The following is a 14,590-nucleotide window of genomic DNA, read 5'->3' on the forward strand; positions in this document are numbered from 1 at the left end:
TCGAGTGTTTTTTTTTTTCTCGTCCATCGTCGTCAGTCCTCCTCGTAGTCGCTGCGTGCGTGTGTCTCTTGGAGCGCGTCCAAACTCGCCCCGGCGCCCTCCAGGACTGCGAGCACCTGAACGGCGTTCTCGTCCGCAACGATCACCTCCTCGGTCGCTCCGTCCTCGAACTTCACGACGTGCAACTCGACCAACTTCGGAACGTGGGCGTGGTAGAGCGAGACGTACATCTCGTCGCGGTCGGACTGGGTGACGTCCGCTTCGGGAACGTCGCGCTCCCAAGCGACGAGCTTCGTCGCCAAATCCCAGAGCGTCCACCGAGTGTTAGACAAGAGCGAGTAACAGAGGTAGCGTCGCCTCGGATGCGCCAGCGCCTCGTAGACGAACTCCATCTCCAAAACCTCCGCCGGGGGCGGACGCGCGTTCCGGATGTAACTGTCGACGTTCCGTTGCATCTCGTTCCCACCCTCCGATTGCCCCGGCTCGTCCTCCATGCGGTAAATAGCCACTACACACGGTTAACCCTATTTCAGCCGGGGTGAGAAGTCCGGATTCGGTGATAAAAGTGGTTAGAAACAACGTCTCTCAGTCCTGTAACTGAGAGACTGCGACCGGAAGCGAACAGCGTGCGTGTGTGTGTCGACCACGAGCGCGTCTCGAACACGGCGGGGATACACCTCTGCAACGACATTCTGTACACCGCCCGGGCGCTCGTGGAGCGCGAGGGCTGGAGATTCCCATCGGATTCGTCCACCTACCGCTGACGCCGGAGATGGCCGCCGAGAAGTCGTGCGAGGGCGAAGTGACCGCGGGTGGCGCGGTGAAAGCGAGTCTCCCGCTCGAACTGCAGAGACGGGCGGTCGAACCGACGTTCGAGACGACGCTCGACGGCTCAGCCGTCGAACGAGCAAACCCTCCCGTGTCACGGCGGAGTTGGTCAGCGAAATGCCTGGCGTTCTCGGAGAAACCGAACTCACGCGGTTGCATCACTCTGCGGTGCTCCGCACATGGTTCGAACGGACTCCAACCAAGACGTGGCGTGCGTTTCTCGGTGCGTCAGCCGAGTAGCGTCCCGGAACCCACCATCGATTCGACTGACTTCGACCGGAGTGCAGATACCATCGAGACGCGACGCAGTGGGTGTGGGAGGCAGTCAGTCCTTCGTCTCGTACGGCTCGCCGACGGAAGCGGGAACCCGCGTCTTCCCCCACCCACCGAGTACGACGATAACGACGATGTACGGGAGCAGCTCCAGCAACTTGGCAGAGAGCTCGATGTTCAGCGTTTGAAGCTGTCCCTGCAGCATGTCGACCCCGCCGAAGAGAAGCGCCGCTGCGGCCGCACCGATCGGATTGTAGTTCCCGAACAGATAGGCGACGATGCCGAGCCATCCGCGACCGTCGACCATGGTTTGGCCGGTACCGACGAACGACGAACTGTGTGCGAGTAACACGGCACCGCCGAGGCCCGCCATCGCCCCCGAGAATATCACCGTCGCGTAGCGAACGCGGTTGACGTCGATACCGGCTGTATCGAGCGCCTCCGGGTTCTCACCCGCCGCCTGAATCCAGTAGCCGTAGTTCGTTCGGTAGAGGAACACCCACGAGCCGACCACGACAAGGGCGGTGAGCCACACGAGCGGCGACTGGTCGAAGACGATTCGCCCGAGATACGGTATCTCGCTGAGACCCGGCACGGTCAGCCGCCCGACGCTGGGGATTCGGGGGCTGTTTCTGGACCCCCAGATAACGGACGCCGTAAACGGTGCGAGGCCGAGAGCGATGAACCAAACGCCGAGGCCGGCGACGATTTGGTCGGCCTTGTACCGAATCAACAGGACGGCGAACAGCACCGCCAGCACCGTCGTGAGCGCCGTCGCGAACGCGATTCCGGCCCACGCGTGGACGGCCCCGCTACCGCCCGCGAAGTACGTCCCGACCGCCGCGAAGAACGCGCCGAATATCATGAACCCCTCGAGCCCAATGTTGAACACGCCGCTCTTCTCGGCGTACAGGCCGCCAATCGCCGCGAGCGTGATGGGGGCTGCCAACTCCATCGACCGGGCGACGTACCCGACCGTGAAGATGCGGTCGAGCGGGACGTCGAACGCGACCGTCGCCACCACGCCGACGGCGAGCGCCGCGACGACGGCGAGGCCGACCAGCCTGACTCGTCTGCGACCGGCGTACTCGACGACGCTCATTCGTCTTCACCTCCGTAATCGGCTCGGCGTGCGGCCATGCGGAACAGTTCCGGAACGGCCACGAAGAGAATGACGATTCCGACGATACCGTCGATGAGTTGAACGGGTACGTCACTGTAGATCTGAATGTACGACGTCGCCGAATTGAGGCCGCCGAACAGTAGCCCCGCCGGAACGACGCCGAGCGGATTGTTCGCCGCGAGCAGACTCACCGCGATCGCGTCGTATCCGTACGTGTGGATACTCGCCGGTTCGAGAAACCTCCCTTGGTACATAATGACGAAGAGCGCGCTCGCGAGTCCGGCGACCGCACCGGAGAACGTCATCGTCGCGACGACGTTTCGCTTCGCGTCCACGCCGGAGTACACCGCGGCCGACGCTTGGTAGCCGCTCGTCATCATGTCGTAGCCGAAGCGTGTTCGCGTCATGACGACGGCGACGACCGCGACGAGAGCGAGCGTGAGGACGAGTCCGATGACCGAGAACCCCGACTCGCCGAAGACGACCGGCGGGAGTCCGACGCTGGCCGGAAGCGGCTCGGTCTGGACGTTCGTCGATCCCGCCTCCCGGAACGGGTTCGTAATCAGCCAACTGACGGCGCCGATTGCGATGAAATTCAGCATTATCGTCGTGATTATCTCGTTCGCGTCGGCGTACGCCTTCAACACGCCGGGGAGCGCGCCGTACAATCCGCCACTGACGGCGGCGGCGACGGTTCCGATGAGCATCAGACCGACCCCGCCGAGACCCCCGCTCGGCAGGTACGGAGCCGCCCAAAGTATGGACATGGCGCAGGCGAGTCCACCGACGACGAACTGGCCTTGGACGCCGATGTTGAATACGCCCGCTCTGAACGCGATCGCGACGGCGACGCCGGTCACGATGAAGAACGTCGATAGTCGCAGCGTTCGCGCCAGCATTCGCTCGCTTCCGATCGCTCCAACGATCAAGTTGTTCAGGAAGACTACCGGATTGTGCCCCGCGGCGGCGACCATGAGGAGGCCGAGGAGAATCGCCACGAGTATCGACACGAGCGCGATGCCGAAGCGTTCCAGCACCGTGGCGTCGAACAGTCGGTCGCCGACGCGGTCCAGAAGCGACCGAGCGCCGGATTCGTCGGTCGAACTCACGTCTCGGCCCCGCTGCTCGACTCGTCTCCGGACATCCCGCCCGTAGACACCTTGTCCTCGGGGCCTCCGTCCTCGGACGCGTCGCCCTCGTCGTCGAGGCGTTGTCCGGCCATCAGGAGGCCGAGTTCCTCCTCGGTCACTTCGCTCGGGTCCACCGTGTCGATGAACTCGCCTTCGTACATGACCGCGATTCGGTCCGAGAGCTTCTGGATTTCCTCCAACTTCGAGGAGACGACGACGAGCGCGAGTCCCTCGTCGCGGAGTTCGGTCAACCGTTCGTGAATGAACTCTATCGACCCGATATCCACGCCGCGAGTCGGTTGGGAGGCGACCAACACGTCCGGGTCATGGCCGAGCTCCCGACCGACGATGAACTTCTGTTGGTTTCCGCCCGACAGGGACTCCGCTTCGCTGTCGGGGTTCGGCGGTTGCACGTCGAACTCCTCAATGATCTCCTCGGTGTGTTCACGAACGGCCCCCCAATCGAGGAAGCCGCCGTTCGCGAACGGCTCTATCGTCTGATTTCCGAGCAGTCCGTTTTCGACCAGGTCGTACTCCATCACCAGCCCCTCGACGTGGCGGTCTTCGGGAACGTAGGCGATACCCGCCTCGATTCGGTCGCGCCTCGACGCCGCCGAGATGTCGTCGCCGTCGAATCGGACGACGCCCGAACTGAGGGTTCGGAGACCCGTGAGGGCTTCGACCAACTCGGTCTGTCCGTTCCCCTGAACCCCCGCGATGCCGAGAATTTCGCCCTCCCTGACCGAGAGACTCACCTCCGAGACCTTTTCGAGGCCGCGGTCTCCGGTGACCCGGAGATTCTCGGCTTCGAGGACCGGTTCACCGATCGTCGTCTCGCGGGCGTCGCTATCGAACAGGACGTTTCGACCGACCATCATCCGTGCGAGTTCCGCCTCGGACGTCTCGGAAGCGGATACCGTCCCGACCGCGTTGCCGTCGCGGAGAACGGTGATATCGTCGGCGACCGCCAACGCTTCGTCGAGTTTGTGCGAGATGAAGATGAGAGAGCGGCCGTCCGCTCTGAGGTCCTCCATGAGCTCGATGAGGCCGTCCACCTCCTGCGGCGTGAGGACGGCCGTCGGTTCGTCGAGAATGAGGATGTCGGCCCCGCGGTAGAGACTCTTGACGATTTCGACGCGCTGTCTCGTCCCGAGGTCGAGTTCCCTGACGGGGGTGTCGAGATGTTCGCCGACGTCGAACCCGTAGCGGGCGCTGATGGCTTCGATGTCTTCTCGCGCGCGCTCTTCGTCGACGAACCCGTTCTTTACCGGCTCGTGGCCGAGAATGACGTTTTGCAGGACGGTCATCGGCATCACGAGCTGGAAGTGCTGGTGAATCATGCCGACTCCCGCGTCCATCGCGTCCCGCGGAGTGTCGAACGACCGTTCCTCGCCGTCGACGTGTATCGTCCCCTCGTTCTGGTCGTAGAGACCGTAGAGAATGCTCATCAGCGTGGTCTTTCCGGACCCGTTCTCGCCGATGAGCGCGTGAATCGACCCCGCCTCTAGGGTGAAATCGACGCTGTCGTTCGCGACGACGTCGTCGAACCGCTTGGTGATTCCCACTAATCTCACGGCCGGTGGTGTGCTGTTCGCAGTCATAGTACGCTCGTGTTAGTCATGATACTCTCTGTTGAACGTGAGCACAGCTGTCGGCTGAAAAGCTGCTCTCCCAGCTAGCACCCGGTCGGACCACACTCGAAGTCGATCTCGCCGTTGATGATGGCGTCCTTCGCGTCCTGGATGTTCTGATCGAGCGAGTCGGGCATGTCGCCGTCGAACGCCTGGCCGGTCACCCAGTCGATCTGTCCGCCTTCCGTGGAGAGGTTCTGTTCTCCCTGTACGCTATCCCACTCGTCGTTGACGACGGCTTTCGCGACCTCGTACGTCGCCTCGTTGAGAGCTTTGATGGCGGAACCGAGGATGACGTCCTGATAGCTGTCGAACGCGACCGACTGGTCGCTGTCGACGCCGATCGCGAACCGGTTGCTATCGTCCGCGGCTTGGAACGCCCCTTCGCCTGCGGCCGACGCCGCGTGCCAGACGATGTCGGCCCCGCTATCGAACTGCGAAACGGCCTGGTCGTTGACGCCCGATGGATCGCTGAAACTGCCGCCGTAGCCGGTGAGCACCTCGATGCTGTCGTCCACCCACTCGACGCCCTGTATGTACGACGCTTCGAACGCCTTGATGAGGGGAATCTCCTCACCGCCGACGAAGCCGACGGTGCTCTCGTCGGGGTTCGTCGAACTCCCCTCGTGTTCGATCTCTTCGTGCGTCAGCGTCCCGGCACCGACACCGGCGAGGAACGACATCTCGTGGTTCATCTCGATCCATCCCGAGACGTTGGGTTCCTCGACGACGTTGTTGATGAGCATCCAGTTGACGTCGGGGTACTCGGGGGCGTTTTCCCGCAGTGGGTCCGTGTGCTGGTCGGCGACCAGCACTATCAGGTCGGGGCCGGCTTCGGCGGCGTCGGCCTGCCGCTCGGCGTACGCGCCTTGGTTCGTCTCCTCGACCTGATTGATGTCGATGTCCCACTCCTCGGCCGCGTCTTCGAGTCCCGAGAGCGCGTTGTCGTTGAACGCTTGGTCGTCGAAGCCCGCTGGACTCGAAATAATCGTTATCTGGTACCCGCCGCCGCCTCCACCGCCGCCTCCGCCGCCGCTCAGACAACCGGACAGCGATAATCCGCCGACCGCCGCTGCTCCTGCCACTCCCGACCGGAGGAACGATCGGCGGTCGACTGCAGATATCTCGGTGTCCGAGTCTCTGTGACTACACCCAGCTTTCCTGTGAGGAATCATACACCTATCAACTGCAATTCGAGTATATGGCTCTATGCACTATCAACAATATTGCCGCATGTTTGACATCTATTCACCGAAGCCGCCACCGAGAAGTAAGTCCACTCTCTCCTGAACATCCGACATAATCCGTTACTTGAAATCATTCAGATAAATATTTCCACAACGACAAATAACCCTGCCCTCTCCGGCCATTATCAAACAGGGAGACGGTGCGAGATTCACGGGAAGTGTCCGCTGAGACCGGTGAATTCCCGTCGCTCATGGCTCACCTACCTACAGGCGCTACGGTCGGTCACCCGTCGATTCGGTCGGGTACGGATCGAATTCTCCGCGGGCGGGCGCGGGAATATACCCCTCTAAATCGATATCGGCGAACTCGACACGTTCTCCGCGTTCGGCAGCGAGGTACGAGGCCATACAGAGTTCGACGACCTCCAGTCCGTCGTGGAGATCCTCGCGTGCGTTCTCGCCCGCACGGAACGCGGAAACGACGTGGCGGTTCTGGTCTAAATATCCGTACGTCGTCACCTCGTCGGGGATGACGGCCATCTCCCCTTGAGTCGCCTGCTGTTTCTCGACCACGTAGCCCGCGTCGTCCTCCGCATCGGACGAGACGAAGATACCGACGCCGGATTCGAGCGTGTTGACGTTCCCCGAGTACTCCGGGCCGAGAAGTTCGATGGTTATTCGGAGTCCGGAACCGACGAAACACCACGAGTTCGTGGACTCCGCGACGACGACTTCCCCGTCGTCGGTTTCGTAGAACACCGTCGCGTGGGCGTAGTCCTCGGTCGGCTCCGACTGGAAATCGACGCCGAAATCCGCCGCGAGTCGGTTCGCGTACTCCTCACGCGTCCATTTCAGCGTCGAGAGGTCACAGGTGACCGCGAGCGGCGTCAAATCGTCACCCATCGTCGATTCGAGCAGGTGTTTATTGACCTTGTGGGAGTGGCACATCATGTCGCTCAGAACGCCCCCACCTTGTTTCTCCCCTTGCCAAAACCACGCCGAGTGCGGTCCCGCATGCTCCTCAGCCGAGCGCGCGAGGTAGGGCCGACCCGTAGCCTCAGCGCTGTCCCACAGCAGCGCTTTGACCGTCTCCACGCCGGGCATGTAGACCTGATTCTCGAGATACGCGTGGGCGACGTCGATCGACTCGACTAACTCGACGACTCGCTTGGCCTCCGTGAGATTGCGTGCGAGGGGTTTTTCGATGGCAATCCCATCGAGGTGGGCACCGTCTTCGACTGTACTGACGATCTCTTCGACCGTCTCGAGGCGGGTGAAGTTCGGACTGGTAACCCAGATCGCGTCCACGTCCGGATCTCGGGTGAGATCGCCGACCGACTCGTGGACTGTCGCGTCACCACACTCGTACGCCTCGAGTTTCTCTGCAACGGCCTCGGCCTTGCTTCGGGTGGGATTCATCACGCCGGCCGCGTGGGCGTGGCGAATCCCGCGCAGCGTCTCGGAGTGGAACGTGTCCGTGATGAATCCGGCACCGACAAACCCGATTCCGAGTGAATCGTTCGCTGACATGTGCTCGGTGAGCAATCGCCATCGACAATATAAATAGCTTGACACGCCGCTCATCCTGTCTCCTTGCGCGTATTCGCCCCGTATTCACCACGGTCGATACGAACTGTTCGGCCACTAGCAGAGGTGGTGCTGGACGTGGAGCGAAATGGGACGACGGTCCATCTTAATTCAAGCAGGGAATCCCGCCCTTTAGGGCGGGAGGGAATGCGACACGGTACTGACCACCCGCTACTCGGCGGTCGGGCCGGAATCCAACTCCCGTTGCGCGTGGAGTAGCATCCCCCGCCACGTTAGGCCGTGGCGCTTCTTCGTCTCTTTCAGACTCTCGTACTGTTCCTCGTCTACTTCGATGTTGATGTTCTTCACGTCTCATGGTTTGTGACCGACGGTGGTAAGTGTGACTAACACTATTGTAACATTGTGTCCGAGACGGTGACGAAGACGCTACAGGCCACGCTCGCAACTCCCACCACGGGCAAAGAGCAACGCCTACAGCGACTCTTGGACACCTACCGCAACGCACTCCACGACGCCTTCGACAACAGGGCAGATACAATGTCTGCCGTCAACGACATTGTAACGCCCTACGACCTGCCGTACCAAGCCAAAGACGCGCTCAAATCCTACGTCCCGAAACTCCGCCGGACGTATCACGCCGAGGAGTTAGACGACGAGCACCCGCTTCGACTTGTCAATCGGGCCGCGAAGTTCGACTACTCGGAGGAGCGCGAACACGGCTTCGTGTGGCAAGCCCCGCAACCCGGTCACGGGACGAACTTTTGGATTCCGCTCCGTATCAACCCCGAACAGGAATTCCAGTGGTTCGACCTGCTCTCCGAGGACGCGAAGGCAGGTGAGTTGCGGCTACAGCGACATCGCACGTCGTGGGAGTTGCACGTCACCGTCGAATACTCGGTCGAAGAACCGACCAACTCGGACGACGAGACGTACATCGGTTTCGACGTAGGTGAGAACGCGTTGATAACGGGCTGTGCCCTCAAACGCGACGTACCACGGAAGCCGATGCTCGTCAGCGGCAGTCAATCGAGGCATCTCCGCAAAGAGATGTTCACCACACTTCGGCGGCTACAATCGAGAGACGCCGCCGAGTGGCGTGTGGACGAACGATTCGACCACTACCAAAACGCTCTGACGGATATTGTCGAGAAAGCGTCTCGCCAAGCCGTCGAATACGCTCGTTCCTTCGAGAATCCCGTTATTGTCCTCGAAGACCTGTCGTACATCCGCGAGCGGTTGGACTACGGCAAGTTCATGAACCGCCGTCTTCATGCGTGGGCGTTCGCCCGGCTACAGGGTCGAATCGAAGACAAAGCGACCGAGGCAGGGATTCGAGTCGAGTACGTCAACGCAGCGTATACCTCGCAGACGTGCCACGCTTGCGGTCGGCTCGGTCGTCGGAGTCAGCAAGCGGAGTTTGTGTGTCCACACGACGACTGCCACGTATCAGAGTTCCAAGCAGACATTAACGCGGCGGCGAACATCGCCAGTCGCGCTAACCCGTGGGGAGAGAGCGTCCGTTGGGAACCCGGACGCGATGACTCGCCTCGGGATGGGAGCGCCTGTGACAGCGCCACAGTCCACCGAGAGACGAGTCCGAAAACCGGACAGATGACGCTCTCGGTGTTTTCGGACTGAAACCTTCCAAGCCGGATTCCCACCGTGTGGGAAGCCCCGCTGTTTACGGCGGGGAGGATGTCACTGCTCGTCGTTCTCGCTCGGGTCGTCGTACTGGCTTTCGGCGTGTCGCACTCGTGGGCGGAGTAGGCGCAAAAATCGGCGGTTGGCTGACCGGATCCGATGAACAACGCCACCATCGGCGTAGTGTCCGCGGGGCGACTGCGTAGCGCATCGTCGTACCGAACGAAGTCTGGTCGTTCTCGAACCCTACGAACTCGGCGTCGGCGCGTCCCGCGAATCCGGTTCGTCCGGAACTTCTGCGACGCTTCCCGCGACGGCCTGCAGGAACGCCAGCGGCGCGGCCGCGGCCCACGCCTGCGGTTCACAGGCCTCGCCGTAGGAGACCGGAACCTCGGTCTGTTCGCGCTCGAAGCCGGCGAACAGTTCGGGCAGGCGGTCGTTGCCCCGCTCTTCGGCGGCGTCGACGAGTCCCTCGGCGACCTTTCGAGCGGCGTCGACGCGGCCGTAGCGGGCCATCCCGAGGACGACCAGCGAGTTGTCGTGCGGCCAGACGCTGCCGAGGTGGTAGCTCTGGGGGTTGTAGACGTCGTGGCTCGCCGCGAGCGTCCGGATGCCCCACCCGGTGAACATGTCGTCGGCGACGAGGCGGTCGACGAGCGCGTCCGCGCGCGCCTCGGGGACGATGCCGCTCCACAGACAGTGGCCGGCGTTCGTCGTCACCGACGCGACCTGTTCCTTCTCGCCGTCGAGCGCGACGGCGTAGCACTCTTCCTCGGGGAGCCAGAACGCCTCGTCGAACGCCTCCTCGAGGTCGGCGGCCTCGCGCGCCAGTTCGGCCGCACGTTCCTCGTCGCCCGCGCGGCGTGCGAGGTCGGCGGCGCGGCGCTTGGCGTCGTAGGCGTACCCCTGTACCTCGGCGACCGCGAGCGGCCCCTCCGGATGCTCGCCGTCGGGGTGCATGATGCCGTCGCCGCTGTCCTTCCACGCCTGATGGGTGAGGCTGCCGTCGCCGCCGTCGGTCGGATATTCGAGAAAGCCGTCGTCGTCGCGGTCGCCGTACTCGTCGAGCCAGTCGAGCGCGCGCTCGACGTGCGGGCGCAGCTCCTCGGCGAAGGCGTCGTCGCCGGTTCGCTTCCACGTCTCGTGGACGAGGACGACGAACAGCGCCGTGGCGTCGACGGTGCCGTAGTACGGCGAGTGCGGCACCTCGCCGCGGGCGGCGAGTTCGCCGTAGCGGACCTCGTGGAGGATCTTCCCCGGCTCGGCGTCGCGGAACGCGTCGACTTCCGCTACTTGGTGGGCGGCGAGGTAGCGACAGGTCCCCTTCGCTAACTCCGTCGAGAGGCCGAGCGACTGGTAGGCGGCGATGAGCGAGTCGCGGCCGAACGCCGTCGCGAACCACGGGACGCCCGCGGCGAGCATCGGGCCGTAGTCGGTGTCGAGACGCAACTCGAGGAGGTTCTCGCGGCTCTCCTCCAGCACCGATTCCCAGCCCTCGGGGACGTCGTCGAGCGTCGTCGCCTCGTTCCACTCGCGCTCGCGCTCGCGGACCGCATCGCGCGCGGCGTCGGCGGCCGCATCGGGCTCTGCGGCGGGCCCGTCCGTCGTCACTGCGAGCGAGATTTCGCGCGTCTCCCCCGCATCGAGGTCGAGCGGAATCGACAGTGTCGCGTCCACGCGGCCGTCGGCCGTGTCGACGCTCACGGCCGCGTCGCGGCTCACGACCACCGAGACCCGCGCGGCGAAGTCGATGTCGTCGACATCGTCGGCGTCGTCGGCGTCGTAGGCGAACGTCGCGCCGTTCTCGTGGAGTTCGACGTCGATGTCGCGTTCGCAGAGTTCGTTGCCCTCGAAGCCGCGCACCTCGAACAGGTCGTCGAACCGGGTACCGACAGCGAGTTCGAGCGTCTCAGACCGGGGGTCGCGCGTGAGGTTCGTGACGCGGACGGACTCGTAGAGCCCGTCGGTGACGAACTGTCGGCGACTCAGTTGCAGCGACCGCGCGCCGCGCTCCAGCGGCGTCGCGAGGTGGACGAGTCGCTCGGCGGGGCGGACGTCGACCAGTTCGAGCGGTTCGAGCGTCCGGCCGGTCGCGCCGAGTCGGTAGCTGTCGAGCCGTCTCGTGTCCCGGTGGTAGAAGCCGTCGTGGCCGCGCGTCGGAACGCCGTCCTCATCGGTCACGAGGAACGTCGAGCCGTTCGCCACCGTGCTGTCTGTCTTCATCTATCGGGTGATGCGGTCGGGCCTCAGTTATACGTCTCGGTTCACACTACTCCAGTAGTGAGGGATCCTGAATGTTTATGAGTGTGGAGTTTGCAGGACGAATCGAGTCCGAAAAGACGCGAGACTGGTCTCTATTCGAAGCGTTCGAACTCTTCGTTCCCACAGTTGCACGACCCGTCTGTCCCGACCGGACGGAAGTTCCCGTTCGTCATCTCTTGTGCGGGATAGATGTTCTCGCAATCGGTGCATCTTGCGAACACAGTCGGTTCGTTTCCATCGTGTAGACGTTTCTCAGTCATGCGTTTTGAGGCCGACAATACGCCGGTTTCCCCTGCCACTCAGATGCTCACAGCGGAGAAATAGCTTTCTACCGGTTTCTGACAGACACACGTTCTCACAGGACTCGTCGACCGCCGTTTGCTGTGCACGCCTTCTCTCTCGCGTGGTTTTCTGACTCCTTCTCGGGAATCATCGACGGCGTCTCTCGACGGAGCCGGCGATTTTACTGTGGGGCGAGTTCGCTCCTTCACGAGCGCCGAGAGCGGTCGGTCGTACCGCTTCGTTCGGATGTGAACCGTTCCGAATCCGCGTTTGCGACCCGGTCTCTCGCCCAGAGAGACGCGACTGTCGCGTCTCGGTCCGGCGGCCGATAGAACTCGTGTCCGTCCCGCCGGCCGTCCTCACGCGTCACGGCGACGTCTCGAAATCGCGGAACGGGGCTGGCGGCGGTCCAGACGTTCGTTTGTCTCGAATCTGACAGGTGATTTCGGGGCTAGAGACGGCATCTCACGCGAGGGCGAGACAACTACCCACAGCGGAGTTTCGAGCCAACTCTGCAGTTCCGAGCGCGAAGCGTGGATGCGAGAGTCAGATCACGTATCCCTCAGTCTGCAGCGCCTGCTCGACCGCTCGATCGAACCGCTTCCGGAGGTCGGGGTCGAAGGATTCGACACGCTCATCGGGTTCCATCAGTTCGACGCGACGTTCGCCACCGCCGGACTCGTCGTCGACGACGCGGTACGTCTGAATGAATCTCCGGGCATCGTTTCCGTACAGGACCACGATAAGAGATTCCTCGCCCGTCTCTCCTCGGTGACCCGGGCTCTTCGCCCCTCCAGTCACGTTCATCCGGTCGAAGCTCGTGAGATTCGTGCTAAGCCCGCCGATCGCGAGTTGCTTTTCGAGCGACTCACGCTCCCATTCGCGCCGCTCACCCGTTTCGATATCCGTCCCGACAACCGTCCCCCGTCCGATCCTCTCTACCGTCCACTTTCTGAGGGTCGGTGATTCGAGTTCCCTCTCCGTTCGTGAACGGGTGTCCCCTTCCTGGATCGTGTCGCCTTCTTCGACACGGATGTACTGCGGAGTCGCGGCGGGGACGTCGATGAATATCTCCCCCGACTCGGTGTTAACGAGCGTTTCTACTCCGTCGATAGTCCGAGAAATCAGTCTCAGAACTCTGTCGGTGCTCATGATCGCTCATCGTCTCTAGATGGCTTCAGATATATCTAAGGTTGACGACGTACAGCAAGCAAACCGAAAGTTCAGTCGATTCGACCGAAGAGACGTCGCCTGTTGTGCTGTCCACAACCTCTCGCTTTCGCACGCTCTTCGGGACACGTTCTCGGAAGGACAGTTGGGACCTGCGAGAGACAGCGGGCGTCGTTCGAAGGAGACACCGGTTGCGAATTCCCCGTCACCGGAAGCCGTATCGAACTGAACGGCGTGGCCCGAGCCGACTCACCCTTCGATAGGCCTCTTTCGTCACCCCTCGTAGTTGACGATGGAGCGGAAGCCGCCGTAGGCCATGCGCTCGGGGTCGAACGGCATCTCCGAATCGTAGCTGTCCGGGTCCATCGCGGGATCTTCCATCACCTTCGCGTTCACCTCGTCGCGGTGTTCCCGCGACTCGAACACGATAAACGAGAACACGACCGTTTCGTCGTCCCCGGTTTCGGCGAGCTGTGGGAAGGTCACTATCGGTATGCCGTCCATGTCGGGCTCCATGTCGTCTCCGACTCCCTCGAAATATTCGAGAGCGCCGTGTTCGATCCAGAGCTTACCGGCCTCGCTGGCCATCTCGCGGTAGGCATCGAGCTTGTCGTTCGCAATCGGGATGACGAATCCGTCGACGTACCGTTCCATACCTCGGGGAGGACGGGACGGGAGTTGAACTTTTTTTGCGCCAACCGAGATATATCTCACCACGGGAATCCTCGCCCCTCAGGGTGGAGTGCGCTTCCACAGGCGGCCTACCACGTCCCGTATCGCCTCACGTTTGTAGTAGCCGATGGCGGAGGCAACGATCAGGCTCCCGATGATCACGATCCCCTCGAGGAACTCGCCGCTCGCCAGTTTGCCGCCGGCGTAGACGGTGAGGACGTACGCCGGGAGGCGTCCGATGGCGATAGCGACCATGAACGTTCGGAGCCGCCATTTGGTGAGTCCGGCGAGAAAGCACACAGCGTCGTCCGGGAGCCCGGGGATGACGACGAACACGACGAGACCCGGAAACCCGACTCGCTCGACGAACTCGTCGAAGCGAGCGACGACGTCCTCGTGGAGCACGTCTTCGACGAACGTCCGCCCGTATCGGTCCGCGAGCAGGAACGCGATTGCGCTCCCGATGAGAACGCCCGTGATACTGTACACCGTACCGGCGACCGGACCGAAGAGGTAGCCGGCGACGAGCGCGACGGCCTGCCCCGGAATCGGCGCGACGACTACCTGAACGACCTGGACGAGGACGAACACGACCGGGGCGAGAAAGCCGAACTGATCGATCCACGCGCGGAGTTCGTCGGGGCGGAAGACGAACGGCGCGTATCGGTGGACCAACAGGTAGAGGAGAACGAACGCAATCGAGACGAGAACGGCGACGAGGAACCCACGTTTCCGCGCATCAGACGACGAGAATATCTGCATCTCGCTTCGAACGTGTAACCTCGTTACCTTGAGGATTCTCCCGGTCATCTGTTAGAGTTCGATACGATGAAGAAGCGTTAT

12 protein-coding genes are annotated in these 14,590 nt (G+C 62.5%); 1 reads left to right on the plus strand and 11 read right to left on the minus strand.

Annotation, left to right across the window (positions count from 1 at the left end; all coding sequences use genetic code 11):
* Positions 1–32 precede the first annotated feature (32 nt).
* The 7 genes from LAQ74_RS00600 to LAQ74_RS00635 all read right to left on the minus strand — a co-directional run bounded on the left by LAQ74_RS00600 (position 33) and on the right by LAQ74_RS00635 (position 8,068).
* On the minus strand, positions 33–494 hold the full coding sequence (locus LAQ74_RS00600) for a DUF7344 domain-containing protein (protein WP_224333846.1): 462 nt from the start codon (positions 492–494) through the stop codon (positions 33–35).
* Between the two features lie 659 nt (positions 495–1,153).
* Entirely contained in the window at positions 1,154–2,203 is a 1,050-nt protein-coding gene (locus LAQ74_RS00610; RefSeq protein WP_224333847.1) for an ABC transporter permease, read from the minus strand.
* Positions 2,200–3,276 carry an ABC transporter permease gene (locus LAQ74_RS00615; protein WP_317987392.1) on the minus strand — a complete coding sequence of 359 codons (1,077 nt, stop codon included), beginning with the start codon at positions 3,274–3,276 and terminating at the stop codon, positions 2,200–2,202. Before LAQ74_RS00615 ends, LAQ74_RS00610 begins: the two co-directional genes overlap by 4 nt.
* Before the next feature lie 53 nt (positions 3,277–3,329).
* Positions 3,330–4,955, minus strand: coding sequence for an ABC transporter ATP-binding protein (locus tag LAQ74_RS00620; RefSeq protein WP_224333849.1), 1,626 nt, complete (start codon positions 4,953–4,955; stop codon positions 3,330–3,332).
* Between the two features lie 74 nt (positions 4,956–5,029).
* Entirely contained in the window at positions 5,030–6,070 is a 1,041-nt protein-coding gene (locus tag LAQ74_RS00625; protein WP_224333850.1) for a BMP family lipoprotein, read from the minus strand.
* A gap of 375 nt (positions 6,071–6,445) precedes the next feature.
* A complete protein-coding gene (locus LAQ74_RS00630; protein WP_224333851.1) occupies positions 6,446–7,702 on the minus strand; it encodes a Gfo/Idh/MocA family protein in 1,257 nt (418 codons plus the stop codon).
* A gap of 228 nt (positions 7,703–7,930) precedes the next feature.
* On the minus strand, positions 7,931–8,068 hold the full coding sequence (locus LAQ74_RS00635; protein WP_224333852.1) for a hypothetical protein: 138 nt from the start codon (positions 8,066–8,068) through the stop codon (positions 7,931–7,933).
* A gap of 54 nt (positions 8,069–8,122) precedes the next feature.
* On the opposite strand from LAQ74_RS00635, the gene LAQ74_RS00640 reads away from it, so the two are divergent.
* Positions 8,123–9,358: an RNA-guided endonuclease TnpB family protein gene (locus LAQ74_RS00640; RefSeq protein ID WP_224333853.1), complete on the plus strand. Its 1,236-nt coding sequence runs from the start codon at positions 8,123–8,125 to the stop codon at positions 9,356–9,358.
* Positions 9,359–9,607: 249 nt separating this feature from the next.
* On the opposite strand, the gene LAQ74_RS00645 is transcribed toward LAQ74_RS00640, so the two are convergent.
* From LAQ74_RS00645 to LAQ74_RS00660, 4 genes are all read right to left on the minus strand, one after another.
* Positions 9,608–11,584, minus strand: a complete 1,977-nt coding sequence (locus LAQ74_RS00645) for an MGH1-like glycoside hydrolase domain-containing protein (protein ID WP_224333854.1) — start codon at positions 11,582–11,584, stop codon at positions 9,608–9,610.
* Positions 11,585–12,451: 867 nt separating this feature from the next.
* Complete coding sequence (locus LAQ74_RS00650; protein WP_224333855.1) at positions 12,452–13,057, minus strand: hypothetical protein; 606 nt, start codon at positions 13,055–13,057, stop codon at positions 12,452–12,454.
* A gap of 291 nt (positions 13,058–13,348) precedes the next feature.
* Positions 13,349–13,729, minus strand: a complete 381-nt coding sequence (locus LAQ74_RS00655; RefSeq protein ID WP_224333856.1) for a DUF1428 domain-containing protein — start codon at positions 13,727–13,729, stop codon at positions 13,349–13,351.
* 78 nt (positions 13,730–13,807) lie between these two features.
* Complete coding sequence (locus LAQ74_RS00660) at positions 13,808–14,509, minus strand: TVP38/TMEM64 family protein (RefSeq protein ID WP_224333857.1); 702 nt, start codon at positions 14,507–14,509, stop codon at positions 13,808–13,810.
* Positions 14,510–14,590: the final 81 nt, after the last annotated feature.

Origin of the sequence: Haloprofundus halobius (assembly GCF_020097835.1) — an archaeon.
In the GTDB taxonomy this organism is placed as follows: Archaea; Halobacteriota; Halobacteria; order Halobacteriales; family Haloferacaceae; genus Haloprofundus; species Haloprofundus halobius.

Excerpts from the sequence above, each read along its gene's own strand:
- LAQ74_RS00645 (WP_224333854.1), bottom strand. The coding sequence starts at position 11,584 with ATGAAGACAGACAGCACGGTGGCGAACGGCTCGACGTTCCTCGTGACC.
- LAQ74_RS00620 (WP_224333849.1), bottom strand. The coding sequence starts at position 4,955 with ATGACTGCGAACAGCACACCACCGGCCGTGAGATTAGTGGGAATCACC.
- LAQ74_RS00655 (WP_224333856.1), bottom strand. The coding sequence starts at position 13,729 with ATGGAACGGTACGTCGACGGATTCGTCATCCCGATTGCGAACGACAAG.
- LAQ74_RS00610 (WP_224333847.1), bottom strand. The coding sequence starts at position 2,203 with ATGAGCGTCGTCGAGTACGCCGGTCGCAGACGAGTCAGGCTGGTCGGC.
- LAQ74_RS00600 (WP_224333846.1), bottom strand. The coding sequence starts at position 494 with ATGGAGGACGAGCCGGGGCAATCGGAGGGTGGGAACGAGATGCAACGG.
- LAQ74_RS00650 (WP_224333855.1), bottom strand. The coding sequence starts at position 13,057 with ATGAGCACCGACAGAGTTCTGAGACTGATTTCTCGGACTATCGACGGA.
- LAQ74_RS00660 (WP_224333857.1), bottom strand. The coding sequence starts at position 14,509 with ATGCAGATATTCTCGTCGTCTGATGCGCGGAAACGTGGGTTCCTCGTC.
- LAQ74_RS00630 (WP_224333851.1), bottom strand. The coding sequence starts at position 7,702 with ATGTCAGCGAACGATTCACTCGGAATCGGGTTTGTCGGTGCCGGATTC.